Origin of the sequence: Enterobacter sp. Sphag1F (assembly GCF_014193275.1) — a bacterium.
Classification (GTDB): domain Bacteria; phylum Pseudomonadota; class Gammaproteobacteria; order Enterobacterales; family Enterobacteriaceae; genus Pantoea; species Pantoea symbiotica.
Genome location: NZ_JACHZD010000001.1, coordinates 906,717 through 932,638 on the forward strand (window position 1 = coordinate 906,717; position 25,922 = coordinate 932,638).

Consider the following 25,922-nt stretch of genomic DNA (forward strand, 5'->3'; position numbering starts at 1 on the left):
CTGATTGAAGTCTGCCGCTAATTGCGAGGTGAATAATGAGCAACAGTGATGTGCACAGCCGTCGTTTACAAGCCACGCCGCGCGGCGTAGGCGTGATGTGTGATTTCTATGCGGTGAAAGCCGAGAATGCCACGGTGTGGGATCAGCATGGCCGCGAATACACCGATTTTGCCGCAGGCATCGCGGTGCTTAACACCGGGCATCGTCACCCGAAAGTGATGGCGGCGGTGCAACAGCAGCTTGAATGTTTTACCCACACCGCATTTCAAATTATCCCTTATGAGAACTACATTCATCTCGCTGAGCGGCTAAATGCGTTGGTACCGATTAACGGCGCGGTGAAAACCACCTTTTTCTCAACCGGTGCAGAAGCGGTCGAAAACGCGGTCAAAATTGCGCGCGCGGCCACCGGTCGTCCCGGCATCATCGCCTTCACCGGCGCGTTTCACGGCCGCACCAATATGACAATGTCGCTAACCGGTAAAGTGGTGCCGTATAAAACCGGCTTCGGCCCCTTCGCCAGCCCGGTATTTCACGCGCGCTATCCCAACGCGCTGCACAACGTCACAGTTAGTGATGCGCTCGATAGCCTGGAAGCGATTTTCCGCAGCGATATCAGCCCGCAGCAGGTGGCGACCATTATCTTTGAACCGATTCAGGGCGAAGGCGGTTTCTACATTGCGCCGCCAGAGTTTGTCGTTGCACTGCGTGAGTTATGCGATCGTCACGGCATTCTGCTGATCGCCGATGAGATTCAGAGCGGTTTTGCGCGCACCGGCAAGCTGTTCGCCAGCGACTATTACGCCGTGCAGCCCGATCTTATTACCATGGCTAAAAGTCTGGCCGGTGGCTTCCCGCTCTCGGCGGTGTCGGGACGCGCGGAAGTCATGGACGCGCCTGAGCCTGGCGGCCTGGGCGGAACCTATGCTGGCAGTCCACCGGCGATTGCGGCGGCGCTGGCGGTGTTAGAGATCATCGAAGAGGAAGCGCTGTGCAGCCGCGCCAATCAATTAGGCAGCCGATTAAAACAGGCATTACAGCGTGCGGATTGTAAAGCGCTGGCGGAGATACGCGGATACGGTTCGATGATAGCGGCAGAATTTAATGATGCGGCGGGTAAACCGTCGGCGGAGATTGCCAGAGCTATTCAGCAGCAGGCGCTGGAGCAAGGTTTGATTCTGCTAACCTGCGGCGTGTACGGCAACGTGATTCGCTTCCTTTATCCGCTGACCATTCCGGATGCGCAGTTCGAGGATGCTTTGGCGCTGTTGACGGGTATTCTGCGGGAACATTAACAATGTGTATAAGGTCGCCATAAATGGCGACCCTACGGCATGATTATGCTTCGCTGCTCTGTTTACGACGTGCGGCATCGCTGTTACGGCTCAGCCACAGTGACAACGCCTTAAGCGAATCATCGGTGAACTCGTCACAGCGCGCGGTGATCTCTTCCGGCGTCATCCAGAAGATCTCGTCTACTTCCTCTTCCTGCATGGCAAACGGACCATGGGAAACGCAGCTGAACAGCCCGCCCCATACGCGGCAATGCTGATCTTCAAAGTAGAACTGTCCGTGCTCGGCGAACGGAACGGCCGCAATACCCAACTCCTCTTCCGCTTCACGACGTGCAGATTCCAGCAGGTCTTCCCCGCTCTGCACCACGCCACCGGCAGTGGCATCCAGCATACCCGGCATGAAGTCTTTGATTTCAGTGCGACGCTGTACCAGAATTTTGCCCATGCCATCGTGCACCACAATATAGGTCGCGCGATGACGCAGACACTGCGCACGCATCTGCGCACGGCTGGCCTGCGCAATGACTTCGTTCTCTTCGTTAACGATATCAACCCACTCGATACCGTCACCTGCCGTTTGATCCACCATCCGTAACCCTTTTCTGTTTTCGGCGTGCCCAGCACGCGCCTGTTTGCCATGCTTTATTAGAATAGGCGGTAAGGTAAAGCGTTCTTTTCGCCATCGCAAGGCGCATCGTGCTCAGCGTGTTTTACCCGATTCCGCTAACCAAAGTTGCACCGAAGCACGCTGCCACTGGAACTCAGCATAGTGCTGTAGCTTCACTGGCAGCGCATCGCCGTGCAGCGCCAGACGATTAATCATCACGGCTAAATCGGTATCCGCAATCGACCATTCGCCAAACAGATTTTGCTGTCCGTCAGGTAAAAGGCGCTGCACCGCAGCAATGAGTTTATTAGCGGCTTGCTCACCCGCTGGCGTAAGCGGCGCAAAGCGTTCGCCGGCGAACAACACTTCGGTGGGACGCTCGGAGCGCAGCGCTATCAAATCACTGCGCAGCCACGCCTGCACTTCGCGCGCATGCGCGCGTTTCTCGCGATCGCGCGGATAAAGCCGCTCGAACTCTGGCGCCGGAAAGCGCTCTTCCAGATACTCGGCAATCGCTGAAGATTCCGTCAACAGCACATCATCGATTTGCAGCGTAGGCACGCGGCAGGTCAGCGACAGCGCGCGGTATTCCTCATCCCACTGCGCATTCTGCGATAAATCGACGCGCTTCAGGGTGAAGGGAATGCCCTTCTCGGTTAGCGCAACATAAACCGACATGGCGTAAGGACTGAAAAAGCAGGAATCTGACCACAAGGTAATGGTTGGATAATTCATTGGCTGCCTCAGGAAAGCGTCAGGTGTGCATCATGTTTACCGATTTTTATTTGTTAAGGCAATGGTGCGCTGGTCGGATCTTTAGCTGCTAAGACCAGCGCTGACTTTTCCTTTTTCTTCATAAGCGTAAGCCGAGTCACGCCGCGCGCACGCTTCTCTTCTATGCTCAATCTGAGCAGATAAAAAATGACAAGGAGGCTCAACATGCATTTACTGATCACCGGCGGCACCGGCCTGATTGGCCGCCACCTGATTCCGCGTCTGTTGCAGCTTGGCCATCAGGTGAGCGTCGTCACGCGCGATGTCGCCGCCGCACGCGAGAACCTCGACGCCAGCGTCGCACTGTGGTCCGGCATTAATCAGCAAACTGATTTAAATGGCATTGATGGTGTTATCAACCTCGCGGGCGAACCAATCGCTGATAAACGCTGGACCGAACAGCAGAAGCAGCGGCTATGCGAAAGCCGCTGGCAGATTACCGAGCAGCTGGTGTCGCTGATTCACGCCAGCAGCAATCCCCCGCAATTTTTGATTTCCGGCTCGGCTACCGGTTTTTATGGCGATACCGGCGATCTGGTGCTGACCGAAGAGGATCCGGGGCACGACGAGTTTACCCATGCGCTGTGCGCCCGTTGGGAGCAATTGGCGCTCACTGCGCAGAGCGATCGCACCCGCGTTTGTCTAATGCGAACTGGCGTGGTGCTGGCGAAAGAAGGTGGCGCGTTATCGAAGATGAAACTGCCGTTTAAGCTTGGCGTCGGCGGCCCGATTGGCAGCGGCAAACAGTATCTGCCGTGGATTCACATTGACGATTTGGTTAACGCGATGCTGTGGTTGATCGACCATGCTGAACTGCGCGGCCCCTTCAACATGGTTGCGCCCTATGCGGTGCGCAATGAGCAGTTAGCCGCCACGCTCGGCCATGTGATGCATCGTCCGGCCTTTATGCGCACGCCAGCCAGCGCCATCAAGCTGATGATGGGCGAATCGGCGGTGCTGGTGCTCGGCGGACAACATGTGTTGCCGAAGCGCTTAGAAGAGTCTGGCTTTGGTTTTCGCTGGTACGACCTGGAGGAAGCCTTGCGGGATGTCGTGTAGGGGCGCCATTAATGGCGCCCTGGTTAAACTAACTCCGCTGCTGCACAACACTTGATTTCAACGCAGCCGGTTCGCGCGTATGTCCCGGCTGCGGCACACGAATAATAAAGGTCAGCACACCAGCAAACACATACAACGCGGTATACGCCCACACCACACCAACGATATCGAAAAACGGCAACATCACCGAAGCGATCGCGGGCGCAACAAAGTTACTCAGCCCAGCCGACAGATTGTAAATGGATACCGCAGCACCTTTATGATGCGGCTCCAGCGTTGGAAACACCGCAGTCATCGGCACAAAGGCCGCGACAAAAATCCCCAACATCACCGCCGGAATCAACGCCACCCAGAAGTTATGTCCGGCATACAGCGGCAGGTAGTAAAACGCCAGACTGGAAATCGCCATACCGAGGCAGCCAAACCAGCGCACCTGACGGATCCAACCCAGTTTCTCGCCGGTAATGCCCCAGAAGATGTTAGTAAAAATGGTGACGAAGAAGAATACCGCCCAGATTTGCAGCCACTCGGAAATGGTAAAACCAAGGCGATCGACGAACAGCAACGGCATGATAATAGCGAAACCAAATAACGACAGCGTGTTAATGATGCGAATCAGGCAGGCATAAAACACGTGCTGGTTGGTAAACAGAATGGTTACCGCGCGCGACATTTCGGTCATTTTGTCACGCATCGGCAAATTGACGCGCGAACGGTCAACCGGCACATGACGCAAGCTGAAGTATGCCAGCACGCCACCGCAAGCAACCCAAATGATCGCCAGCCACAGCGTGCCAGTTTCGCCCAGCATCGGGATGGTCAGACTCGGCAAATAGCTGCCGACCACACCGATGCCAACTGAATACATCGCCCAGAACCAACCGGTGGCGGCCGCCAGTTTTTCACGCGGCAGCACCTGCACCAGCATCATCATGAATGAGTAGATAAATAGCGGATACGCCAGGCCGCGAATGCCGTAGAACAGCACCATTAACGGATAGTTGCGCATGCCAAGGCCGAGCGACATAAACAGCGTGTGCATCACAATCCACAGCACGAAGCCAATCATCATGGCACGCTGAGGCGTAATCAGTTCCGCCACCACGCCCGATGCCCAGGCTGCCAATGCTGCCGCCAATCCGTAGAAGGTAAACACCACCGCTGACTGCGCCGGCGTGAAGCCCATATCGGTGATGTGACGCGACAGGAACGCCATCTCAAAGCCATCGCCCGCCATAAAAATAGCGATGGCGAGGAAGCCCCAGAACATCTTTTTCGGTAAGCCAAACCAGTAATCATTCGATTGCATCTCATTCATCCTCTGTTTGGAATTATTCAGGTAGCAACGCTCGCGCCTGCTGCTGTTGGGCATAGAGCGTGCGGAACAGCTGCAATCGCTGCTGCAGCACCTTGCCGCGCGCAGCATCGGGCTGATAGCGCGCCTGCACTGGCGGTTTAAGGCAAACTTCGCTCTCCACACCACCAGCGGCCAGCCACGCCAGACGCGCAGCTCCTAAAGCGCCGGACGCGCTGGCGGGATGCGTGACGATCGGCAGTTGCAGCACATCGGCGATCAACTGTGCCCACAGCGTGCTGCGCGCCCCGCCGCCGGTCAGGCTGCACTGCTGAATCTGGCGCTGCGCATCGCCGAGCACCGCAAAACCGTCGGCCAGACCAAATGCCACGCCTTCAATCACCGCGTAGCCGAGTAGCGCGCGTGGCGTTTCATGGCGCAGATTGAAGAAGGAACCGGAGGCGTCAGGATCGTTGTGCGGTGTGCGTTCACCGGAGAGATAGGGCAGGAAAACCGGCGCATGCCGCCGCTGTTCTTCGCTGAGCTGTGCCATCTCTTCCATTAGTTGGCTTTCGGTCACTGATAGCAGATTGCACAACCAACGCAGGCAGCTGGCGGCACTGAGCATCACGCTCATCTGGTGCCAGCGTCCGGGCAAGGCGTGGCAGAAAGCGTGCACGCCCGATTGCGGATCGGCCAGCAAACGGTCGTTGACCACAAAAATCACGCCGGAGGTTCCCAGCGAGATAAAGGCATCGCCCGGATTGACCGCACCAACGCCGACTGCCGAAGCAGCATTGTCGCCAGCGCCACCCGCCACGCACACCGCGGCCGACAAGCCCCATTCACTTGCCAGATCGGCTTTTAATGTGGCGCTGACGGCGCTGCCTTCCACTAACTCCGGCATGTTGGCGCGCGTCAGTCCGGTGATGGCCAACAGTTCGTCGGACCAATCGCGCTTTGCTACGTCGAGCCACAGCGTGCCCGCCGCATCTGAAGGTTCACTGACAAAGCGTCCAGTCAAACGCCAGCGCAGATAATCTTTCGGCAGCAGCACTTTGTCGATGCGACGAAAAATCTCTGGCTCATGTTCTGCCACCCAGCGCAGTTTGGGTGCGGTGAAGCCAGGCATGATCATATTGCCGCTAACTTGCATCATCTCTGGATGTTGCCTGCTCAACGCTTCACACTGCGGCGCGCTGCGCGTGTCATTCCACAGAATGCACGGACGCAGCACCTCGCCCTGCGCATCCATCAGCACCGCGCCGTGCATTTGTCCCGACAAGCCAATGGCGCGAATCTCGCTCCACGCCTGTGCAGCCTGCTGGCGTAATCCAGCAAGCACTTCACCGCACGCTTGCCACCAGCGTTCCGGATCCTGCTCCGCCCAATGCGCATGCGGGCGCTGCACGTTGAGCGTGGCGTGATTCGAGGCGATGATCTCGCCCTGCGCATTGATGATCAGCGCTTTGAGCTCCGAGGTACCAATATCAATTCCCAGATACATGCTGCGCTCCTTACACCGCGGCCAGCGCGCGTTCTGGCTGTTTCAGCCACAGCTGCAGATCCGCCACGCTGCGCGTCACCAGCGCATGAAACGCCTTGTCCTGTGCCAGCTCGCCAAACAGCGCGCTATCGCTGAGGAAAGCGTTCAGTGCATCGGAGCGGCCAAACTGCTGGCGCAGCGCATCGGCTTGCAGCACGCCATCCTGATAGGTGTAAGGCAAATCATCACTGGCCCAGCGCTGAAGGAACAGGAAGAACAGCGCAGGCAGCACGGCGGTGGCCGCTGGTTCTGCGCCGCGTTGATAGCATTCGCGCAGAGTTGGCGTCACCATGCCGGGGATTTTCGATAAACCATCTGCACCTACACGCTGGTTGGTGTCTTTGATGTAGGGATTACTGAAGCGTGCCAGAACCACATCGCGGTACTCGGCTAAATCCAGCGGGCTCGGCGACAGCGATGGCATCACATCCTGCGTCACGTAGTCATACGCCAACTGATAGATCGTTGGCTGACGCGTGCTGTCATCGATGTAACTGAGGCCAATCAGCGTGCCTGCCCAGGCAATCGCCGCATGCGTGGCGTTGAGGATACGGATTTTCGCCTCTTCCCACGGCAATACCGATTCCACCAGTTCAACGCCGACCTTCTCCAGCGCCGGACGTCCGGCAATGAAGTCATCTTCAATCACCCATTGAATAAAGGATTCGGCCATCACCGCCGCGCCATCGTCTTTACCGGTGGCGGCCTTGACGCGCTCAGCCACATCCGGCGTCGGGCGCGGCGTAATGCGATCGACCATGGTATTGGGCGACGTGGTATTTTCGCGCACCCAATTCGCTAAGGCGTTATCGCCTTTGGCCGCAAGAAACGCGAGGAAGCCGTGACGGAAACGTTCGCCGTTGTGGCGCAGGTTATCGCAGTTGAGCAGCGTAACCGGCGCGCCACCGTTCGCCACGCGCTGAGTGAGGATGCGCGCCAGCGCGCCATAAATCGTGCGGATGTCGCCTTTCACATCGGCCTGCACATCCGGCTGGGTTAGGTCCAGTTCGAACTCCGGCGTCAAATAGTAACCGGCTTCAGTGACGGTAAAACCGATCACACGGGTTTCACTTTTCGCCCCCTGCTCAACCAGCGCGCTGATGTTGCTATCCCACGGCAGGATTTTACGAAGAGAAGTAATAGTTTCGTAGGCCCGTTCGCCGTCTGGCGTCACAGTTTCCAGCACATATTCGCCATCTTGCGCAGCGAGTTGCTGCAGCAATGGCGCGGCATCATTGCGGATATTGCCGAGAGCGATGCTCCAGCTATCATCGCCCTGCTCACGTAATTTATGCAGATACCACGCCTGATGAGCACGGTGGAAAGAGCCTGCGCCGATATGCATCCACACTGATTGATTGGTCATAGCTGCCTCAAAGTAAACATTTGCCACGATTAAGGGCATTTGCCCGATAACGCGTAGCATAGTGCGACCCCGCAGCCATGTTCTGCGAGCCAAATCACAATTAATACTTTTGCTCTTTTTTAGGGCTTTTGCTCAGTTAACACTTAACCAGCATCTCGCGTTAACATGGCGCACCGGTTTTGACGGAACAGCGCGATGAGCAGAGAAGAGAAAAAACAAGAACTGGCAGCACGTGCGGCCTGGATGTATTACGTGGCGGGCGTGACGCAGCAGGAGATTGCGCGCGCATTAGGATTGTCGCGTCAGGTGGCGCAGCGTTTGGTCTCCAGCGCGCGTGAAATGGGCATGGTCAGCGTTAAGATCGATCATCCCGTCACCCACTGTTTGCATCTGGCGCGCGAGGTTCAGGAGAAGTTTGGCCTGCAGCTGTGCCGCGTGGTGCCGTCCGCCAATCTTGATGATGGCGCTATTCAGCAGATGCTGGCAGTTGAAGGCGCGGCGGTGATGGCGCAATACATCAGCGAGGAGCAACCGCAGGTGTTTGGCATTGGTTCTGGTAAGACGCTGCGCTCGATGATCGATGTGCTTCCCTGGGTTGAGCGACCACAGCATCAATGCGTGTCGATGATTGGCGCGATTGCGCGGGACGACTCGGGTACGCGCTACGACGTGCCGCTGAAGATGGCGGAGAAGATGCAGGGCAAATATTTCTTCATTCCTGCGCCGCTGTATGCGGATACGCCCGAAGACAAAGAGATGTGGATTCAGCATCAGGTTTACCAACGCGTAACACAGCGCGCATTGCAGGCGGATGTCGCCTTCGTCGGCATTGGTGAAGTGCAACCCGGCTGCCCGCTGCATGCCGAAGGCTTTATCACCGATGCGCAAGTGGCTGCGCTCAACGCACGCGGCGTGGTCGGCGAAATGCTTGGGCACTTTTTCAATCAGCAAGGTGAACGCGTGTTGGGTGAAACCGATGAGCTGCTCACCAGCGTGTTGCTGGAGAGTAAGACGCAACGCCAGATTATTGGCTTTGCCGGCAGCGAACGTAAATATCCAGCGATCCGCGCCGCGCTGCAGGGCGGCTGGGTGTCAGGTCTGGTGACCGATGAGGATACAGCGCTGGAGTTGTTGCGGGAATAAAAGAGTGCGCATAAATGCGCACCTTAGGCCGTAGGGTCGCCATTTATGGCGACCTGGAACTACTTCAACGATCCCTTTAAAAACTGCTGCAAGCGTGGGCTTTTCGGGTTACCGAACAGCTCATCTGGTGAACCTTGTTCCTCAATCTTGCCCTGATGCAGGAAGATCACGTGATTAGAGACGTGACGAGCAAACTCCATCTCGTGCGTCACCACCACCATGGTTTTGCCCTCTTCCGCCAGCTTCTGCATGATGCGCAGCACTTCGCCGACCAGCTCCGGATCAAGCGCCGAAGTGGGTTCATCAAACAGCAACACTTCGGGCTCCATCGCCAACGCACGCGCAATTGACACGCGCTGCTGCTGACCACCTGAGAGATGCACCGGATATTTGGCACGCGCACGCGCATCAATGCCGACTTTATCCAGATACTTAATCGCCCGCTCACGCGCTTCCGCTTTGCTCAGCCCCAGCACCTGAATCGGTGCTTCGGTGACGTTATCCAGCACCGTCATGTGGCTCCACAGGTTGAAGTGCTGAAACACCATCGTCAGGCGCGTACGCAGCATACGCAGCTGCTCTTTGTTCGCGACTTTCAGTTGGCCATCGGTGTCGCGCACCAGATTGATCTGCTGGTTGTTGACCACAATGGTGCCTTCGCTCGGTTTCTCGAGGAAGTTAATGCAGCGTAGGAAGGTACTTTTCCCGGAACCGGACGAGCCAATAATGCTGATCACATCGCCGGCATTCGCCTGCAGCGATACGCCTTTCAGAACTTCATGTTCACCGTAACGTTTGTGCAGTTCGGTAACGCTTAATTTATTGTCAGCCATAGTGATACTCAATGCGATGAAGAAGGTTTTACGTGCGCCAGGAAGCGTTGTTCAGCTTTGCGGAACAAGCTAATCAGCCCGTAAGAGATAATCAGATACAGCACCGCCGCGATGCCAAACGCGGTAAACGGCTGATAGGTGGCCGAGTTGATATCGCGCGCGATTTTTAACAGATCCGGCACCGTCGCGGTAAATGCCAGCGCGGTGGAGTGCAGCATCAGGATCACTTCATTGCTGTACGCCGGCAGCGCAGTGCGCAGCGCCGAAGGCAGAATGATGCAGCGATACAATTTAAACGGCGAGAAGCCATAGGCGCGCGCCGCTTCGATTTCCCCGTGCGGCACCGAACGAATCGCACCGGCAAAGATTTCGGTGGTATAGGCGCAGGTATTCAACGTGAACGCCAGCAGCGTACAGTTAAGTCCACTGCGGAAGAAAGCGTTCAGCAGCTCAGTGCCTTTCACCACTTCCAGCGTGTACATGCCGGAGTAGAACACCAGCAGCTGCACATACAGCGGCGTGCCGCGAAACACGTAGGTGAACAGCCAAACAGGCGTGGAGATAAAGCGGTTAGAGGAGACGCGCGCAATCGCCAGCAGCACCGCGAGCGAACCGCCGATCACCACCGAGATGATCAATAACCACAGCGTAATCGCGATGCCGGTAAAACGGTAACCATCGGTCCAGAGCAGCTGTTTCCAATACTCCTGAATAATCTCAATCATAGCTCTGCCCTTTTCACACCCACCGTGTAGCGACGTTCAAGCCACCACAGCACGCCGTTCGACAGCGTGGTAAACACCAGATAAATCACACCCGCCACAATGGCGAAGTAGAACGGCTGCCAGGTACTTTTGCCAGCCAACTGCGTGGCTTTCACCACATCTTCCAGCCCCAGCAGTGAAACCAGCGCCGTGGCTTTGAGAATAACCTGCCAGTTGTTGCCGATGCCCGGCAGCGCAAAACGCATCATCGCCGGGAACAGAATGCGGCGGAAGGTTTGCGAGCCGGTGAAACCAAACGCGGTTGCCGCTTCGATCTGCCCTTTAGGCACCGCCAGAAATGCACCACGGAAGGTTTCGGTGAAGTAAGCGCCGTAAATAAAGCCGAGCGTGATGATACCGGCGACCATCGGATCGATATCAAACTGCGCCAGTCCCAGCGCATCGGTGAGAGTATTCAGCGCGATCTGCAGACCGTAGAAGATCAGCAGCATCAACACCAAATCAGGCACACCGCGGATTAAGGTGGTGTAGCCTTCAAACAGCATCGCCAGCGGGCGACTGCGGGAAAGTTTGGCGCCAGCGCCAATTAAGCCGAGCACCACCGCCAGCAACACGGAACTGAGTGCCAGCTCCAGCGTCACAAGGGTGCCCTTGAGGATTACTTCGGAATAGCCATACAACATGGGTTCAATCCTGTCGTGAGGGTAAATTACAAACGCTGCCCAACTGACGGACAGTCCTAACCAGGAAATTTGAATCGCAGGATGGATGGCGGCAAGCGTATGAAGCCGGGCAGTTTACATATGTAAGCGCCCGGAGTGAATACTTATGTGCAACCTTCCTGCATTTCACAGACCAGGATTAGGAAACAGGATAATTAATCGCCGTACACGTTGAAATCAAAGTACTTCTTGGCAATTTTGTCGTAAGTGCCGTCTTTACGCATCTCGTTAAAGGCTTTATCGATCGCCGCTTTCAGGTCTGCGTCATCTTTACGCAAGCCCATACCGGTACCCACGCCAAAGACTTTTTCATCTTTCACCGCTGGACCCGCAAACGCATATTTAGCGCCAACAGGCTGTTTCAGGAAGCCTTCGCTCGCCTGCACTTCGTCCTGGAACGCGGCATCAATACGACCGGCATTCAGATCCTGATACACCAGATCCTGGTTAGCGTAAGGCGTAACGGTGACACCTTTTGGCTGCCAGTACTCTTTTGCATAGGTTTCCTGGGTGGTGCCCTGCAGCAGACCGATATTTTTGCCTTTCAGCGATTCAATGGTCGGTTGCAGCGTAGAACCTTTCGGTGCCACTAAGCGCGCGTTGGCGGCGTACAGTTTTTCAGAGAAGTTAATCTCTTCCTGACGCTTTTCGGTGATTGAGAGAGAAGAGATGATGGCGTCGATCTTCTTCGCTTTCAGCGACGGGATCAGCGCATCGAAATCACTTTCCACATAAGTACATTTAGTCTTGATACGCTTACAAATTTCGTTCGCCAGATCGATATCAAAGCCAACCAGCTGACCTTGCGCGTTCTTGGATTCGAATGGCGGATAAGTCGGGTCAGTTCCGATGCGCAGCGACTGCGGTACAGCGGCGAAGACACTCGCGCTACTTACCATTGTCAGCATCAGAGAAAGAGCCAGAACTCGCTTTTTCATAGGTAACCCTCAAGTGAAGTGCTTATTGTTATGTGGTGCGTGATGTGTTGGTTTGCGCTGTAAGCTGTGCACGTTTCATGCCAGTTGTGCGAATTGGCTAAACGCTGCGCAAGCGCGCTAAATACTGCGCCGGTTAGCGGCGCAAGCACTTAGTTTGTGAGGGAAATATAACAGCGGTGTGAGGAAGAAAAAGCGACATTGTTAACTTTTGGTGCACAAGATGCACGAAGAGTGATCGCACACGCGAATTTGCACACGAGCAGTGCATTAATGCACCATTATGCGCCATTCCAGCGAGTGAAAAGATCTTCCGGCAGCTCAATATCGAACTGATCGAGCACGCGATTCACCGTTTGATCGACTAAATCGCCGATGGATTGCGGACGATGATAGAACGCCGGCACCGGCGGCATAATCAGCGCGCCCAACTCTGCTGCGGTGGTCATCATGCGCAGATGTCCCAGATGCAGCGGCGTTTCACGCACGCACAGCACTAGCTTACGCTGCTCTTTCAGTACCACGTCAGCGGCGCGGGTCAGCAAACTGTCGCTGTAGCTGTGCACAATGCCCGACAGCGTTTTCATTGAGCACGGCGCAATCGCCATGCCGAGAGTTTTGTAGGATCCGGATGAGATGCTGGCAGCGATGTCGCGCACGTCATGCACCACATCGGCCATCGCTTGCACCTCGCGCAGGCTGAAATCGGTCTCCAGCGCCAGCGTTTGCCGCGCGGCGGGGCTGATCACCAAATGGGTTTCCACTTCTGCCAGCGGTTGCAGCACTTGCAACATGCGTACGCCGTAGATCGCGCCGCTGGCGCCGGAAATGCCAATGATCAGTCGTTTCATAATTCAGCCTTGCAGGTTCAGATTGCGGCAATGATAGCGGCTCGCTGAGCAAAAATACAAAAACAAACAGGGCGGGATTGCGCCCGCCCTGCTTTTACTCTGCCACAACCTCCGGCTTAACCTTCGTTGTGCAGCTCCAGCCCTTCCACTTCGGTCTGACGCGCAATGGCTTTGGAATCGTCATTACGCAGCGACTGCAGATACTCAAGGTACTGTTGATCGACGTCTTTGGTGACGTAGATACCGTTAAATACCGAGCACTCGAAGTTGGCGATATCCGGGTTCTCTTCACGAACCGCTTCGATCAGATCGTTGAGATCCTGGAAAATCAGCGCATCGGCTTTGATCAGCTGGCAAATCTCATCCACTTCACGGCCGTGTGCAATCAGTTCAGTCGCGCTTGGCATGTCGATGCCGTACACGTTCGGGAAACGGATTTCCGGTGCCGCCGAGGCGAGATACACTTTTTTCGCGCCCGCTTCACGTGCCATCTCAATGATTTGCTCAGATGTGGTGCCGCGTACGATGGAGTCATCCACCAGCAACACGTTCTTATCACGGAACTCAGCACGGTTGGCGTTCAACTTACGGCGAACCGCGCTGCGACGCTGCTGCTGTCCTGGCATGATAAAGGTGCGGCCAACGTAGCGGTTTTTCACGAAGCCCTGACGATACGGCTTGTCGAGGATGCGTGCGATTTCCAGCGCGATATCGGTGGAGGTTTCCGGAATCGGAATCACCACGTCGATATCCAGATCTTCCCACTCGCGGGCAATTTTGTTGCCCAGCTTGGTGCCCATGCGCACGCGAGCGCTGTACACCGAGATTTTATCGAGGAACGAATCCGGACGGGCAAAATAGACGTACTCGAACAGGCATGGATTGGTTTTCGGGTTCTCAGCGCACTGACGCGTCGAGAGCTGGCCCTGCTCGGTGATGTACACCGCTTCGCCTGGTGCTACGTCACGAATGAACTCGAAGCCCAGCGTATCCAGCGCCACACTTTCTGACGCCACCATATATTCGGTGCGGCCGTCAGCAATAACGCGCTTGCCCAGCACCAGCGGACGAATACCGTTTGGATCGCGGAAGGCGACCATGCCGTGTCCGATAATCATTGAAACCACTGCGTAAGCGCCGCGCACCTGCTGATGCACCGCCGCCACCGCAGCAAAAATGTTGTCAGCTTCCAGCGGATAGTGCTGAAAACGGTCCAGCTCCTGCGCAAAGATATTCAGCAGGATTTCGGAATCTGAGGTGGTATTGACGTGACGGCGACCCGTTTCGAACAACTGTTTACGCAGTTCATGGGCGTTGGTCAGGTTGCCGTTATGCGCCAACGTGATGCCGTAAGGGGAGTTCACGTAAAAAGGCTGCGCTTCAGAGGCGCTGGAGCTGCCTGCTGTTGGGTAGCGCACATGGCCAATGCCGATGTTGCCCTGCAAACGCTGCATGTGGCGCGCTTCGAACACATCGCTGACCAGGCCGTTAGCCTTACGCAAACGGAAGCAGTTAATAGCATCGATGGTACAAATGCCGGCGGCATCCTGCCCGCGGTGCTGAAGCACCGTTAACGCGTCATAGATTGACTGGTTTACTGGCATAAAACCGGTGATACCAACAATACCGCACATATTGTCTTTTCCTCATTAGCCGCACGCCCGATGGTGTCACCGGGGTAAAAAACTCGACGTACTTTTCAGGTAATCGAAAAACCACCTGATGATGTAACTGAATTCGGGGATAAGTTGCGACTGTTGCCAGTCCGGACTTTTCGAAAAGCCGGTGAATGTATCGAGGAAGAACAGCATAGCAGATACGATCAGCACGCCACGCAACGCCCCGAAACAGACACCCAACACCCTGTCGGTTCCCGACAAGCCAGTTTTTTCAACCAGCGAGCCGATGACATAGTTGACGATGGCACCCACAATCAGGGTAGCAACGAATAACACCGCGATGGCGATGCCGTTGCGCACCAGTTCGTCGCTAAAACCGGTAAACCAGACTGCAAGGTAGGCGTAATAATGACTGGCGACAAAAAACGCGCATCCCCAGGTAACGAGAGATAAGGCTTCCCGGACAAACCCACGAATCAGGCTGACCAGAGCCGAAAAACCAACTACCGCAATAATGACGTAATCAATCCAGATCATGAACTCTTCCAGCCCAGTGCTATCGCACCCCTGCATCCAGTTCGGGGCGCATTCTAACAGAAAAAGAAAACGTTTGCGTAGGGTTTTCCGGTTCTGTTTCCGCAAAAAGGGCGATGAAAAAAACTTTCCTCGCCCTGTGTATTATCAGGGATTTAATCCCCTGATATTCAATGATTTTATCGCCGCGCTTCGCTACGAAAATTTTGTAAAGCCGCGCCTTTTACTGTTATCGGCGCGGCTTATCAGCGCTTTATCTGGCGCTATAGGGTTTCACCACACCACCAAGGCCGGAAATGCTTTGCAGCTCACTCAGCGAGCCTTGCAGCTTGGCTTTGTTCGCATCCGGACCGACATAAATACGGGTGATTTGTCCCTGCACCGGCGTCGACGGCACGGTGAAGGCGCGATAACCGGAAAGCCGCAGCTGTGCCACAATCTCGCTTACTTTCGCCGCATTCTTCAGCGCACCGAGCTGTACCACAAACGCCTGACCGGCGGGCGCTGCAGGTTCACTCTGCTTCGGCGTTTCCACCGGTTTTGGCTGTTCCACCGGCTTCGGCTGCTCAACAGGCTTCGGCTTCGGTTGCTCAACCGGTTTTGGCTTCGGCTGTTCAACCGGCTTCGGTTTCGGCTGCTCGACCGGTTTTGGCTTCGGCTGTTCAACCGGTTTCGGCTGCACTTGCTGATGCACAGGCGGCGGCGTTACCACGCTTGGCTCGCTATTCTGCGTTGGCTGCTCGCTGCCGTTGGTGGCGGTCTTACCGCCGTTCTGATTTTGTGCCGCGCCCGCCCCTTCCGGCGGCTGCGCCGGTAAGGGTTGCGTTACCGGCGGCACCATTTCGCTATCCTGCTGATCGTCCGGTTTTGGCACCAGCGGAATGGCGGCGAACTCTTCTTTATAGTGCTTCTTCTTACCGTCCAGCAGGCCGGGCAATACGATGACACCAATCGCCACCAGAATGACCGTACCGACTAAGCGATTTTGGAACTTACTTGCCACTTCCGTTCTCCGCTGCCATCGATTCCATAACCTGCGCTACGGTGTGGAAAGAGCCACACACCAGAATCACATCTTCGGGACGCGCCTGCTGACGCGCCGCTTGCCAGGCTGCATCAACATTGCTGTAAGCCACGCCGCCATCCAGATGAGCGAGGAGCTCATCGGCGGAGGCACCGCGCGGGCCGTCGAGCGGCGCGCAGTACCAGCGGTCAACCTGAGGCGCCAGCGCCGCCAAAGTCCCCGCGATATCTTTATCGTGCAACATACCGACCACCGCATGCACTTCACCGCTGTGCGGCTCTTCTGCCAGGCGTGAAGCCAGATAATAAGCGGCATGCGGATTGTGCGCCACATCGAGAATGACGCGCGGCGCTTCGCTGACGGTCTGGAAACGCCCCGGCAGAATCGCGAGCGGCAGATGCTGACGAATAATCGCTTCGCTCACCGTTAAGCCCGACGCACGCAGCGCGGTCAGCGCGGTGGCGGCATTGGGTAACGGCACCTGCGGTAGCGGTAAATCACGCAGTTCGCCGTGCGCATCCTGCAACGTCCAGCTGGCACCGGTTTGCTGCCACTGCCAGTCGCGATTGCGCTGCAGCAACACTGCACCCTTCTCTGCCGCGACGTCGGCGATGGTACCCGGCATATCGGCTTCACCGACTATCGCCGGTTTACCTGCACGGAACACGCCAGCCTTTTCCCGGCCGATACTTTCACGATCCGGGCCGAGCCAATCGGTGTGATCCAGCGCGATGCTGGTGATCACCGCCACATCGGCATCGACAATATTGGTGGCATCAAGACGTCCGCCCAGGCCGACTTCAAGGATCACCACGTCGAGATTCGCCGCGCGGAACAGATTGAAGGCCGACAAGGTGCCGAACTCAAAGTAGGTCAGTGAAATGTCACCGCGCCCGGCTTCAATCGCGGCAAAACTGGCGCTGTGCTGCGCTTCATCCAGTTCAGCGCCCTGCACACGTACGCGTTCGGTGTAACGCACCAGATGTGGCGAGCTGTAAACGCCCACGCGATAGCCCGCGGCCATCAACAGCGTTTCCAGTGTGCGACAGGTGGTGCCTTTGCCATTAGTACCGGCGACGGTGAAGACAAAAGGAGCGGGTTTAAGCAGGTCGAGGCGTTCTGCGACGCGTTGAATACGATCCAGACCCAGTTCAATGGCCTGCGAGTGCAGATGCTCAAGATAATGAAGCCACGTGGCCAAAGGCGACGTGGCTTGAGGAAGAGAATTATCCATGTGTCCCGTTAAAAATCAATACATTAAATAACTTAAGGTCGCGGGCCATGTCGGATGCAACCTTAAGTATTCAATGTAGACGGTGCATTGGAGGAAAGGACGTTAAGTGCCTTTCCGTTGCCTGTCAGGCTTCGTTGCTCTCCGGCTCAGCCACATTCGGCTGATCACCATCCAGCTGCGGCGCTGGCAGGTTCATCATTTTCGCCAGCAGGCTTGCCAGCTTAAAGCGCATTTCCGGACGACGGATGATCATGTCGATCGCGCCTTTCTCAATCAGGAACTCACTGCGCTGGAAGCCCGGCGGCAGTTTTTCACGCACGGTCTGCTCGATAACGCGTGGACCGGCAAAGCCGATCAGCGCTTTCGGTTCCGCCACGTTGAGATCGCCCAACATCGCGAAGCTGGCTGAAACGCCGCCCATGGTTGGATCGGTCAGCACGGAGATGTACGGCAAGCCGCGCTCCTGCATTTTCGCCAGTGCAGCACTGGTTTTCGCCATCTGCATCAGCGACTGCAGCGCTTCCTGCATACGAGCACCGCCTGACGCGGAGAAGCAGATCAGTGGGCAGTTGTCTTCCAACGCCTGCTCAACGCCACGCACAAAGCGCGCGCCAACCACTGAACCCATTGAGCCGCCCATAAAGGAGAACTCAAAGGCCACAGCAACAATCGGCATGCCGTGCAGCGTGCCTTTCATCGCCACCAGCGCGTCTTTCTCGCCGGTATCTTTCTGTGCGGCGACCAAACGGTCTTTATACTTCTTCGAGTCGCGGAACTTCAGCAGATCCTTCGGTTCCAGCTCGCTACCTAGCTCAACCAGCGAACCTTCATCCAGCATGCTATGCAGACGCTCACGGGCGTGCATGCGCATGTGATGGTCGCACTTCGGGCAGACCTCGAGGTTACGCTCCAGCTCGGCGCGGTACAGCACCTGTCCACAGCTATCGCACTTGGTCCACACCCCTTCCGGGATGCTGGCTTTGCGCGTTGGCGTGGCAGTGCTTTTATTCAGTATGCGTTCAATCCAGCTCATTGATGACCTTTCTATTTAATGCTGACCTGGTCCAGTCTTCTCATTGCTGCTGAAATCACCTTCAGCAGGCCGTAAATGTCGCTCATTAAACCACAACCCGTTCACGCTGTGGATAAAAATCTGGTTACGAGCTTACTGTGACTTCTGCTGACGGCGGTGACGCCACACTTCAATTACGCCTGGCAGTATGGAAACCACGATGATGCCGACGATCAGCAGCTTCAGGTTCTCCTGCACAATCGGCAGGTCGCCAAACAGGTAACCGGCGTAAGAGAACAGCAGCACCCACAGCAGTGCGCCCGTAACATTGTAGAGCGCGAAGTGGCGATAAGACATGTGTCCCATCCCTGCCACAAAGGGGGCAAAGGTTCGCACGATTGGTACAAAGCGCGCAAGTATAATGGTTTTGCCACCGTGGCGATCGTAGAACGCGTGGGTTTTATCCAGGTAACTGCGACGGAAAATTTTCGAGTTCGGGTTACTGAACAGCTTCTCACCGAACAGACGCCCAATAGTGTAGTTCACCGCATCACCGAGGATGGCGGCGATCACCAACAGCGTCACCATCAGATGCACGTTGAGATCGTTACCCGGCAGCGCCGCCAGCGCACCGGCAACAAACAGCAGGGAATCGCCTGGCAGGAACGGTGTAACCACTAAACCGGTTTCACAGAACAGAATCAGGAACAGAATGGCGTAAATCCAGATGCCGTACTGCGCCACCAGCTCGGCCAAATGCACATCAATATGCAGAATAAAATCGACTAAAAAGTGGATGAACTCCATATAACCACAACTCCCCAAAAATCCATCAATTAACGGTTAATCCGCGAGGAACAAGGGTCCCAACGCAGGCTGAGGTAATGCAAAGTGGGATGGATAATCCACCGCCACCAGATAAAGCCCCTCGGCTTTGGCGGTCGCCGCCGCCAGCTTACGATCTTTGGCCGCCAGCAGCGTCGCCATCCACTCTTCCGGCTGATTACCGGTGCCGATTTCCATCAGGCTGCCAACAATGTTACGCACCATGTGATGCACAAAAGCATTGGCTTTGATATCCACCACCACATACGGTCCATGACGCGTGACGTTAAGATGCATCACATTGCGCCACGGCGTGCGTGACTGGCACTGCACCGCGCGGAATGAGGTGAAGTCATTCTCGCCAATCAGCGCCTGCCCGGCGCGCTGCATCTTCTCCGCATCCAGCGGATGGTAATAATGGGTAATGCCATTGCCCAGAATCGCCGGACGCAGTCGATGGTTGTAAATCACGTAGCGATAGCGGCGTGCCGTCGCGCTAAAACGCGCATGGAACTCCTCCGGCACCGCTTTCACCCAACGCACCGCGATGTCATCGGGCAGATTGGCGTTCACGCCCAACGTCCAGGCCGCGTCAGCACGCGGCGAAGTGGTTTCGAAATGCACCACTTGTCCGGTACCGTGCACGCCAGCATCGGTGCGGCCCGCGCAGAACACCACCACCGGATGATCGGCCACTTTCGACAGCGCTTTTTCCAGCTTTTCCTGCACGCTGCGCACTTCATTTTGCCGCTGCCAGCCGTAATAACGGCTGCCATCGTATTCAATACCCAACGCCAGCTTAAGCGTCTTACCTTCAGGCAACATTAATAGAAATACTCCTGCACCAGTTTTTCAGCAGTTTTTACCGCCATCAGTGCACCGCCGAAACGGATGTTGTCTGCCACAGACCAGAACTGTAGCAGCTCTGGGATGCCGTAATCATTGCGCACGCAGCCAATGCTCAGCACGTCGCTGCCAGATGCATCACCCACCTGCGTTGGGTAATCGCTCTCTTCGCTCAGGTTGATATCCCCGGAGCGGCCCAGTTCATCGCGCGCTTCTTCTGCAGAAAGCGGGCGCAGATTCTCCACGTGCACGATCTGCGCATTGCCGTAGAACACTGGCGCCTGCACGCTGCTTACCGCAATCGGCAAACCTTCGTCCTGCAGCACTTTACGCACCTGCTCAACCACGCGGCGCTCACTCTCGACGCTGCCATTGCTGTCAGCCAGCAGCGGCAAAATGTTGAACGCCAGCTGGCGGCCAAAGTAGTGCTGCTCCGCAGGTACGCCATTCAACAAACGCGCACTTTCACCGGCCAAACCATCAACCGCCGCTTTGCCGTGACTGGAAGCCGCAATCAGGTTGGTAACCTGTAAACGGCTCAGACCCGCGAGATCCACCAGCGGTTTGATTGCACACAGCAGCTGGCTCACCAGGCTGTCGGCAACAGTAATGATGTTGCGATTGCGGTAATCCGCCAGCACTTGTGGATTCACATCAGGCACCACCAGCGGCACATCCGGTTCGAGCGCGAACAGATCGCTGCTATCGATCACCAGACAACCCTGGCTGGCGGCTTCTTCGGCATAGCGCGCCGAGGCTTCACGACCTGCAGTGAAGAACGCCAGCTGCACTTGTGTCCAGTCAAATTCGGCCACGTCCTGCACCAGCACGGTACGTCCCTCAAAACGTTTGTTCTCACCGGCACCGTTTTCACTCGCCAGCAGATACAACTCACCAACCGGGAACTGGCGTTCAGCCAGCAGTTCCAGTACAGCGTTCCCTACTGCGCCTGTTGCGCCCAAAAGCGCGATATTCCAGCCGTCAGACATGTTGGTTACTCCAGAGATTGACACAAAAACAGAAGGCGATGAAAACATCGCCCGAGATTTAGGAATTATCCCCCGCAATATTGCAGGTGATTGAAATTTCTTTACAAACTGGCGCGGAAGCCAAGTTGATTGAGCATCGCCGCCGTCTCCGCATCATCGCAATGCACCTGCAGCGATGACCATTCACGACGCTCTTCATATTGCTTGCGCAGGCGATCAAACTCGCCTGGCTTTGCCGCCACTTTACGCAGTGGCGCATCGTCGCGGCGCACATCATACACCAGATGCACTAAGCGTTTTAGCGTTGGCTGATCGAGCTTGCCGCGCAGGGTGATAGAACCAAATTCCGGTGCCGGCAGCAGGCTTTCCAGCGCCACCTGCTGCGGCTGGCCGATAAAGTCGCACCAGGCTTCAAACACTTGCGTGGTGCCGCGCGCTTTACCTTCCAGCGTGTAACCGGCGATATGCGCGGTGGCGATATCGACTTTATCCAGCAGATCAAGCGACAGATCCGGTTCCGGCTCCCACACATCCAGCACCACGCTGAGATCGTGGCGCATTTTCAGCACTTCCAGCAGCGCTGCGTTATCCACCACCGGACCGCGGCAGGCGTTGATCAAAATGGTGTTGGGTTTAAGCGCCATCAGCAACGCCGCATCGGCCAGATGCCAGCTTTTATACGGGCCATCTTTGAACAGCGGCGTGTGGAAGGTTAGGATGTCGGCCTGCGCCACCAGATCATCCAGCGAATGGAAAGTTTCCTGATCGCCACGATCGGCGCGTGGCGGATCGCACAGCAGCGTTTTCACGCCCCAGGCTTGCAGACGCTTCTGCAGGCGGCCGCCAACATTACCCACGCCAACAATGCCCACCGTACGATCGCGCAGTTCAAAACCATCGCGCTCCGCCAGCAGCAGCAGCGAGGAGAACACATACTCCACCACCGCAATGGCGTTACAGCCTGGCGCCGCAGAGAAGCTGACGCCTGCCGCCGCCAGCGATGCATCATCAATATGATCGGTGCCCGCCGTCGCGGTGCCGACAAACTTCACCGGCGTACCGGCCAGCAGCGCCGCATTCACTTTGGTGACGGAACGCACCATCAGGCCATCGGCATCTTGCAACTCGGCTTCCGGCAACGGACGTCCCGGCACCGCCACAACATCGCCGGTGCGGCTGAACAGTTCACGGGCATAAGGCATATTTTCATCGACGAGAATTTTCACTGCGGCGGTCCTGTCTGCTGAGAATTTAAAGGCGCGTATTTTGCCATAAAGCCGGGGATTAACCTAACCGACTGCGATAGCGATCGGGGGTGGTACCGGCCTGCTGCTGGAACATCACAATCAGCGCCGAGGCGGAACTGTAGCCCAGCTCATGGGCGATGCCCTGCACGCTGCAGCCCTGCTCCAGCAGCGCGATAGCGCGCAGAAAGCGTAAACGCTGCCGCCACTCGCTGAACGACATATTCAACTGCTGCTGACAGCGTCGCGCTAGCGTACGCTCGGTGGTGAACACGCGCTTCGCCCATTGTGCCAGCGTGGTGTTATCGCCGGGATGCGCTTCAAGCGCACGCAGAATCGGCGCGAGGAATTTGTCATCCGACATCGGTAAATAGCTGTTGTGCACCGGCGCCAGACGTAGGCGATCGATCAATACTTCACACATGCGCCAGTCGGCTTGCGTTTGCGGCTGCTCCAGTTCACGGCGGGCAAAATCATTCATGATGGCGTGCCCAATGGCATCGACATGCAATAAGCAGGCTTTATCCGGCAGGCCCGCGCAGAGATCGGCGGCAAGGTTAAAGGTGCGAAAACGCGCATCGTTGTGGTTGTAGCTGCTGTGACGATGACCGGCCGGGATCCAGATCGGAATATCGGCAGGCGTCAGCAGACGTTCGCCCTCGACTTCCATCTCCAGTACGTGGCTGGTGACAAAAATCACCTGGCCCCAATCATGCGCATGCGTGAGGTATTCGGTTTTGGCGTTGACCTCGTCGTAACGCATGAAGAAGCGCAGCAAGGGCGCATCAATCGGCGGCTGGTATTCGACTTGTAGATTCATTCTGTCCGGTCACTAACAAATATTGTCCGATTTTAACTATCTACTTTAAACCGGTCAAACGTAAACTATTCGCGATTATCTGAGGAGCTGTATCATGAATTTACTGTTTCCGCTGATCGCGGTGCTGATCTGGTCGATCAACACTATCGTCAGCAAACTCTCAGCGGGAAGTATCGATCCTGCGGCGATCTCCTTCTATCGCTGGCTGCTAGCGCTGGTGGTGCTGGCACCATTTTGCCTGCCGGGCGTGTGGCGCCATCGTCACACCATCAAAGCCAATGGCTGGCGATTGCTGATCCTCGGCCTGCTCGGCATGGTGCTGTATCAAAGCCTCGCCTATTACGCAGCGCACAGCGTTTCTGCGGTGATGATGGGGATACTCGGCGCGACCATTCCGCTGCTGACCATTCTGCTTAGCCTTGTTGTGCTGCGCCTTGCGCCGACGCGCGGCATTTTGATTGGCGGCTTACTTTCTTTCGCCGGTTTGGTGTGGCTGGTGAGCGAAGGCAATCCGGCACAGTTGCTGAATCAACGGCTTGGCAATGGTGAATTGATGATGCTGGCAGCGTCCACTTCCTACGCCTTGTACGGCGTGCTGACCAAACGCTGGGCGATTCCGCTGCCAACCTGGCAAAGCCTGTATGTGCAGATTTTCTTTGGCGTGCTGCTGTTGCTGCCTGGCTTCCTGCATGCGCCGGATGTCACGCTCAATATGCACAATCTGCCGCTGGTGCTGTATGCCGGACTGTTTGCGTCGATCATCGCACCGTTCCTGTGGATCCTTGGCGTGCAGCGTCTGGGTGCCAGCACCACCAGCATTTTTATGAATTTCGTACCGGCATTTACGGCCATTATTGCCGTGATGTTCCTGCATGAGCAGCTGCATGGCTATCACTGGATTGGCGGCGGCATGACGTTAGTCGGCGTGATTCTGGCGCAACGCCTGAAAACCCCGCTGCGTAAGCCGCGTAGCGCAACCCTTGCCGATCCCGCCGCCTGATTTTATTATCCGGAAAGGCCGCAGCCCCCGTGGATTTCCTGGGGGCTTTTGCTATCATGTGGCCTCTTTTTTCCGGCGCACCCGGATCTGACCCGTTTTCAAGGATTCCGCCATGCAACCTCTCAGCGGTCCCGGTGTGCCCGCGGGCGATCGTTCCCCTTTATCTCAGGCCACTGGCCCGACGCGTCCTGGCGGTCCAGCCGGTGAGCAGCCGCTCTCTCCTGCCCAGCGCACCACGCTGGAACGCCTGATTGTGCGCATCATGTCTTTGAGTACGCTGAAAGCGCCGGAACTCTGGGCTGGCGTGCGGCATGAAGTTGGGGTGAAGAGTGAAGCGGAGCTGCAATCGCGCCACTTCCCGGCGGCGGAACAGCATCTCAATGGTCGCTTGACGCAAGTGCAAAACAGCCTCGCTACGCGCCAGCTGTTGCAGCAACTGCTGGAGAAATTGCCGCAGGGCAATAATCGCCAGGCGGTGAGCGAATTTATTCGTCAGCAGTTTAACCAAACGGTATTGAGCGCGTTGTCGCAGGATCAGCTGCGTCAGGTGCTGACCATGTTGCAAAACGGCCAGATGGCGATCCCGCAGCCTCAGCAAACGCGCGTGTCCGATCGCAGCTTGCTGCCGGCAGAGCAGCAATCGCTAAATCAGCAGGTTACGCGTCTTGCGGCGAAAACCGGTGAATCGCCGGTGAAACTGCTGGCCGATACGCTGAAGCTGGTACATCTGAAAAGTGGCGATCCAATTCCATCACGCCACTTCCCGCTGCTGACGCAATATTTGCAGGTGCGTCAGACGCTGGCTCAGCACAGTGCGCCAACCTTGCAGATGCTGGAAACTTCGCTGCGCCAGCCGTTAACCCACGATGAGCAGCGACTGCTGGAAGATTACAGCCAGCAACGTTTCCAGGCGCTGCCGACCACCGTGCTGACGCCAGCGCAGACGCAGGATCTGCTGAATCTGCTGTTTAGCCGCCGCGCCGAGAAACTGCACGAACAGCCGCTGGCCGATAGCCAAATTCGTCCGCAGCCAATCTGGTCGCCGTTTATCCAGATGCTGCCGCAGCCGCTGGCCCAGCGCCCGGCACTCACGCTGATTGCCGGTATTTTCCTGTTTATCTTCCTGCTGTGGCTGTTTATCTAGCAGCCGCAGTTGGCAGCGGGCGTGGCGTGCGGCCATTCACCCGCTGCCGCGCCCCACGCCATTGGATGGCCATCGCGTTTCCAGAAATCCAGCCCGCCAATTAACTCCTTGACCTGAAAACCCAGCGACGCCAGCTTGAGCGCAGCTTTGGTTGAACCGTTACAACCGATGCCGTCGCAATAGGTGATGTAAACTTTGCTGCGATCGAGATGCGCAGTGGATTCCGCATTCATGGTGCGATGCGGAAAAGAGAGAGCTCCGCAAATATGGCCGGCCTGATACACCTCGTCAGAGCGCGCATCGATCACCACGACTGCCTTGATGCCCTGCGCCAGATCCTCCGCTAAATCCCACGCATCGGTGTAGTACGCCAGTTTATGTTGCAGATACGCCACGCTTTCACTGGCGCTGGCTGGAGCAATTTTTAAGACCGCTGACATCGCATTCTCCTGTTGTGATTTCCCCTCAGTTTACGGCAAAG

26 protein-coding genes are annotated in these 25,922 nt (G+C 56.4%); 5 read left to right on the forward strand and 21 right to left on the reverse strand.

Going from position 1 to position 25,922, the window contains the following annotated elements; genetic code table 11:
- Nucleotides 1-35 precede the first annotated feature (35 nt).
- On the forward strand, nucleotides 36-1,295 hold the full coding sequence (locus FHW71_RS04065) for a 4-aminobutyrate--2-oxoglutarate transaminase (protein WP_179450022.1): 1,260 nt from the start codon (nucleotides 36-38) through the stop codon (nucleotides 1,293-1,295).
- Between the two features lie 43 nt (nucleotides 1,296-1,338).
- On the opposite strand, the gene yfcD is transcribed toward FHW71_RS04065, so the two are convergent.
- Both yfcD and yfcF read right to left on the reverse strand, forming a co-directional pair.
- A complete protein-coding gene (gene yfcD / locus FHW71_RS04070) occupies nucleotides 1,339-1,884 on the reverse strand; it encodes an NUDIX hydrolase YfcD (RefSeq protein ID WP_007889295.1) in 546 nt (181 codons plus the stop codon).
- A gap of 111 nt (nucleotides 1,885-1,995) precedes the next feature.
- Complete coding sequence (gene yfcF / locus FHW71_RS04075) at nucleotides 1,996-2,637, reverse strand: glutathione transferase (RefSeq protein WP_179450020.1); 642 nt, start codon at nucleotides 2,635-2,637, stop codon at nucleotides 1,996-1,998.
- Between the two features lie 204 nt (nucleotides 2,638-2,841).
- On the opposite strand from yfcF, the gene FHW71_RS04080 reads away from it, so the two are divergent.
- Complete coding sequence (locus FHW71_RS04080) at nucleotides 2,842-3,735, forward strand: TIGR01777 family oxidoreductase (protein WP_179450018.1); 894 nt, start codon at nucleotides 2,842-2,844, stop codon at nucleotides 3,733-3,735.
- A gap of 28 nt (nucleotides 3,736-3,763) precedes the next feature.
- On the opposite strand, the gene FHW71_RS04085 is transcribed toward FHW71_RS04080, so the two are convergent.
- From FHW71_RS04085 to dalD, 3 genes are read right to left on the reverse strand one after another with little or no spacing between them, the layout of a single operon-like run.
- Nucleotides 3,764-5,044 carry an MFS transporter gene (locus tag FHW71_RS04085; RefSeq protein ID WP_154190342.1) on the reverse strand — a complete coding sequence of 427 codons (1,281 nt, stop codon included), beginning with the start codon at nucleotides 5,042-5,044 and terminating at the stop codon, nucleotides 3,764-3,766.
- A gap of 22 nt (nucleotides 5,045-5,066) precedes the next feature.
- Nucleotides 5,067-6,536, reverse strand: coding sequence for a xylulokinase (xylB, locus tag FHW71_RS04090; protein ID WP_179450016.1), 1,470 nt, complete (start codon nucleotides 6,534-6,536; stop codon nucleotides 5,067-5,069).
- Between the two features lie 10 nt (nucleotides 6,537-6,546).
- Nucleotides 6,547-7,941: a D-arabinitol 4-dehydrogenase gene (gene dalD, locus FHW71_RS04095; protein ID WP_179450014.1), complete on the reverse strand. Its 1,395-nt coding sequence runs from the start codon at nucleotides 7,939-7,941 to the stop codon at nucleotides 6,547-6,549.
- Nucleotides 7,942-8,136: 195 nt separating this feature from the next.
- Between dalD and FHW71_RS04100 the strand changes: the two genes are divergently transcribed.
- Nucleotides 8,137-9,084: a sugar-binding transcriptional regulator gene (locus tag FHW71_RS04100; RefSeq protein ID WP_179450012.1), complete on the forward strand. Its 948-nt coding sequence runs from the start codon at nucleotides 8,137-8,139 to the stop codon at nucleotides 9,082-9,084.
- 59 nt (nucleotides 9,085-9,143) lie between these two features.
- Here the strand turns inward: FHW71_RS04100 and hisP are convergent, their stop codons facing one another.
- The 15 genes from hisP to FHW71_RS04175 all read right to left on the reverse strand — a co-directional run bounded on the left by hisP (nucleotide 9,144) and on the right by FHW71_RS04175 (nucleotide 23,297).
- A complete protein-coding gene (hisP, locus tag FHW71_RS04105) occupies nucleotides 9,144-9,917 on the reverse strand; it encodes a histidine ABC transporter ATP-binding protein HisP (RefSeq protein ID WP_008105186.1) in 774 nt (257 codons plus the stop codon).
- Nucleotides 9,918-9,925: 8 nt separating this feature from the next.
- Nucleotides 9,926-10,642 carry an ABC transporter permease gene (locus FHW71_RS04110; RefSeq protein ID WP_008105190.1) on the reverse strand — a complete coding sequence of 239 codons (717 nt, stop codon included), beginning with the start codon at nucleotides 10,640-10,642 and terminating at the stop codon, nucleotides 9,926-9,928.
- On the reverse strand, nucleotides 10,639-11,325 hold the full coding sequence (locus FHW71_RS04115; RefSeq protein WP_008105192.1) for a histidine ABC transporter permease HisQ: 687 nt from the start codon (nucleotides 11,323-11,325) through the stop codon (nucleotides 10,639-10,641). Before FHW71_RS04115 ends, FHW71_RS04110 begins: the two co-directional genes overlap by 4 nt.
- 194 nt (nucleotides 11,326-11,519) lie before the next feature.
- Complete coding sequence (gene argT, locus FHW71_RS04120) at nucleotides 11,520-12,302, reverse strand: lysine/arginine/ornithine ABC transporter substrate-binding protein ArgT (RefSeq protein ID WP_008105195.1); 783 nt, start codon at nucleotides 12,300-12,302, stop codon at nucleotides 11,520-11,522.
- A 278-nt stretch (nucleotides 12,303-12,580) separates the two neighbouring features.
- Nucleotides 12,581-13,150, reverse strand: coding sequence for a UbiX family flavin prenyltransferase (locus FHW71_RS04125; RefSeq protein ID WP_179450010.1), 570 nt, complete (start codon nucleotides 13,148-13,150; stop codon nucleotides 12,581-12,583).
- A gap of 116 nt (nucleotides 13,151-13,266) precedes the next feature.
- On the reverse strand, nucleotides 13,267-14,784 hold the full coding sequence (gene purF, locus FHW71_RS04130; RefSeq protein ID WP_008105199.1) for an amidophosphoribosyltransferase: 1,518 nt from the start codon (nucleotides 14,782-14,784) through the stop codon (nucleotides 13,267-13,269).
- A gap of 36 nt (nucleotides 14,785-14,820) precedes the next feature.
- The gene (gene cvpA, locus FHW71_RS04135) at nucleotides 14,821-15,306 is read right to left on the reverse strand and encodes a colicin V production protein (RefSeq protein WP_008105200.1); all 486 of its coding nucleotides are present in this window, start codon (nucleotides 15,304-15,306) and stop codon (nucleotides 14,821-14,823) included.
- Nucleotides 15,307-15,556: 250 nt separating this feature from the next.
- Nucleotides 15,557-16,306, reverse strand: coding sequence for a cell division protein DedD (dedD, locus tag FHW71_RS04140; RefSeq protein WP_008105201.1), 750 nt, complete (start codon nucleotides 16,304-16,306; stop codon nucleotides 15,557-15,559).
- Nucleotides 16,296-17,561: a bifunctional tetrahydrofolate synthase/dihydrofolate synthase gene (gene folC / locus FHW71_RS04145; RefSeq protein WP_179450008.1), complete on the reverse strand. Its 1,266-nt coding sequence runs from the start codon at nucleotides 17,559-17,561 to the stop codon at nucleotides 16,296-16,298. The genes dedD and folC overlap by 11 nt, the downstream gene beginning before the upstream one ends.
- A gap of 124 nt (nucleotides 17,562-17,685) precedes the next feature.
- Nucleotides 17,686-18,594, reverse strand: coding sequence for an acetyl-CoA carboxylase, carboxyltransferase subunit beta (accD, locus tag FHW71_RS04150; RefSeq protein WP_008105205.1), 909 nt, complete (start codon nucleotides 18,592-18,594; stop codon nucleotides 17,686-17,688).
- A gap of 132 nt (nucleotides 18,595-18,726) precedes the next feature.
- Nucleotides 18,727-19,380 carry a DedA family protein gene (locus FHW71_RS04155; protein WP_008105206.1) on the reverse strand — a complete coding sequence of 218 codons (654 nt, stop codon included), beginning with the start codon at nucleotides 19,378-19,380 and terminating at the stop codon, nucleotides 18,727-18,729.
- Between the two features lie 36 nt (nucleotides 19,381-19,416).
- Nucleotides 19,417-20,223: a tRNA pseudouridine(38-40) synthase TruA gene (gene truA / locus FHW71_RS04160; protein WP_091003723.1), complete on the reverse strand. Its 807-nt coding sequence runs from the start codon at nucleotides 20,221-20,223 to the stop codon at nucleotides 19,417-19,419.
- Nucleotides 20,223-21,233 carry an aspartate-semialdehyde dehydrogenase gene (locus FHW71_RS04165; RefSeq protein WP_008101230.1) on the reverse strand — a complete coding sequence of 337 codons (1,011 nt, stop codon included), beginning with the start codon at nucleotides 21,231-21,233 and terminating at the stop codon, nucleotides 20,223-20,225. The genes truA and FHW71_RS04165 overlap by 1 nt, the downstream gene beginning before the upstream one ends.
- A 101-nt stretch (nucleotides 21,234-21,334) precedes the next feature.
- Nucleotides 21,335-22,459 (reverse strand): 4-phosphoerythronate dehydrogenase PdxB, encoded by a 1,125-nt coding sequence (gene pdxB, locus FHW71_RS04170; protein WP_179450007.1) that lies wholly within the window; start codon nucleotides 22,457-22,459, stop codon nucleotides 21,335-21,337.
- A gap of 58 nt (nucleotides 22,460-22,517) precedes the next feature.
- Nucleotides 22,518-23,297, reverse strand: a complete 780-nt coding sequence (locus FHW71_RS04175) for a helix-turn-helix transcriptional regulator (protein ID WP_008101234.1) — start codon at nucleotides 23,295-23,297, stop codon at nucleotides 22,518-22,520.
- A gap of 94 nt (nucleotides 23,298-23,391) precedes the next feature.
- Between FHW71_RS04175 and FHW71_RS04180 the strand changes: the two genes are divergently transcribed.
- Together FHW71_RS04180 and flk are read left to right on the forward strand one after the other, a co-directional pair.
- Nucleotides 23,392-24,297, forward strand: coding sequence for a DMT family transporter (locus FHW71_RS04180; protein ID WP_179450006.1), 906 nt, complete (start codon nucleotides 23,392-23,394; stop codon nucleotides 24,295-24,297).
- 112 nt (nucleotides 24,298-24,409) lie between these two features.
- A complete protein-coding gene (flk, locus tag FHW71_RS04185; protein WP_008101238.1) occupies nucleotides 24,410-25,441 on the forward strand; it encodes a flagella biosynthesis regulator Flk in 1,032 nt (343 codons plus the stop codon).
- Here flk and FHW71_RS04190 read toward each other — a convergent pair.
- Nucleotides 25,438-25,881 (reverse strand): rhodanese-like domain-containing protein, encoded by a 444-nt coding sequence (locus FHW71_RS04190; protein WP_179450005.1) that lies wholly within the window; start codon nucleotides 25,879-25,881, stop codon nucleotides 25,438-25,440. The two genes, flk and FHW71_RS04190, sit on opposite strands and share 4 nt — an antisense overlap.
- Nucleotides 25,882-25,922 lie beyond the last annotated feature (41 nt).

Bases quoted from the DNA above. Each gene is read 5' to 3' on its own strand.
- FHW71_RS04065 (WP_179450022.1), top strand. From the start codon at position 36: ATGAGCAACAGTGATGTGCACAGCCGTCGTTTACAAGCCACGCCGCGC.
- yfcD (WP_007889295.1), bottom strand. From the start codon at position 1,884: ATGGTGGATCAAACGGCAGGTGACGGTATCGAGTGGGTTGATATCGTT.
- yfcF (WP_179450020.1), bottom strand. From the start codon at position 2,637: ATGAATTATCCAACCATTACCTTGTGGTCAGATTCCTGCTTTTTCAGT.
- FHW71_RS04080 (WP_179450018.1), top strand. From the start codon at position 2,842: ATGCATTTACTGATCACCGGCGGCACCGGCCTGATTGGCCGCCACCTG.
- FHW71_RS04085 (WP_154190342.1), bottom strand. From the start codon at position 5,044: ATGCAATCGAATGATTACTGGTTTGGCTTACCGAAAAAGATGTTCTGG.
- xylB (WP_179450016.1), bottom strand. From the start codon at position 6,536: ATGTATCTGGGAATTGATATTGGTACCTCGGAGCTCAAAGCGCTGATC.
- dalD (WP_179450014.1), bottom strand. From the start codon at position 7,941: ATGACCAATCAATCAGTGTGGATGCATATCGGCGCAGGCTCTTTCCAC.
- FHW71_RS04100 (WP_179450012.1), top strand. From the start codon at position 8,137: ATGAGCAGAGAAGAGAAAAAACAAGAACTGGCAGCACGTGCGGCCTGG.
- hisP (WP_008105186.1), bottom strand. From the start codon at position 9,917: ATGGCTGACAATAAATTAAGCGTTACCGAACTGCACAAACGTTACGGT.
- FHW71_RS04110 (WP_008105190.1), bottom strand. From the start codon at position 10,642: ATGATTGAGATTATTCAGGAGTATTGGAAACAGCTGCTCTGGACCGAT.
- FHW71_RS04115 (WP_008105192.1), bottom strand. From the start codon at position 11,325: ATGTTGTATGGCTATTCCGAAGTAATCCTCAAGGGCACCCTTGTGACG.
- argT (WP_008105195.1), bottom strand. From the start codon at position 12,302: ATGAAAAAGCGAGTTCTGGCTCTTTCTCTGATGCTGACAATGGTAAGT.
- FHW71_RS04125 (WP_179450010.1), bottom strand. From the start codon at position 13,150: ATGAAACGACTGATCATTGGCATTTCCGGCGCCAGCGGCGCGATCTAC.
- purF (WP_008105199.1), bottom strand. From the start codon at position 14,784: ATGTGCGGTATTGTTGGTATCACCGGTTTTATGCCAGTAAACCAGTCA.
- cvpA (WP_008105200.1), bottom strand. From the start codon at position 15,306: ATGATCTGGATTGATTACGTCATTATTGCGGTAGTTGGTTTTTCGGCT.
- folC (WP_179450008.1), bottom strand. From the start codon at position 17,561: ATGGATAATTCTCTTCCTCAAGCCACGTCGCCTTTGGCCACGTGGCTT.
- accD (WP_008105205.1), bottom strand. From the start codon at position 18,594: ATGAGCTGGATTGAACGCATACTGAATAAAAGCACTGCCACGCCAACG.
- FHW71_RS04155 (WP_008105206.1), bottom strand. From the start codon at position 19,380: ATGGAGTTCATCCACTTTTTAGTCGATTTTATTCTGCATATTGATGTG.
- truA (WP_091003723.1), bottom strand. From the start codon at position 20,223: ATGTTGCCTGAAGGTAAGACGCTTAAGCTGGCGTTGGGTATTGAATAC.
- FHW71_RS04165 (WP_008101230.1), bottom strand. From the start codon at position 21,233: ATGTCTGACGGCTGGAATATCGCGCTTTTGGGCGCAACAGGCGCAGTA.
- FHW71_RS04175 (WP_008101234.1), bottom strand. From the start codon at position 23,297: ATGAATCTACAAGTCGAATACCAGCCGCCGATTGATGCGCCCTTGCTG.
- FHW71_RS04180 (WP_179450006.1), top strand. From the start codon at position 23,392: ATGAATTTACTGTTTCCGCTGATCGCGGTGCTGATCTGGTCGATCAAC.
- flk (WP_008101238.1), top strand. From the start codon at position 24,410: ATGCAACCTCTCAGCGGTCCCGGTGTGCCCGCGGGCGATCGTTCCCCT.
- FHW71_RS04190 (WP_179450005.1), bottom strand. From the start codon at position 25,881: ATGTCAGCGGTCTTAAAAATTGCTCCAGCCAGCGCCAGTGAAAGCGTG.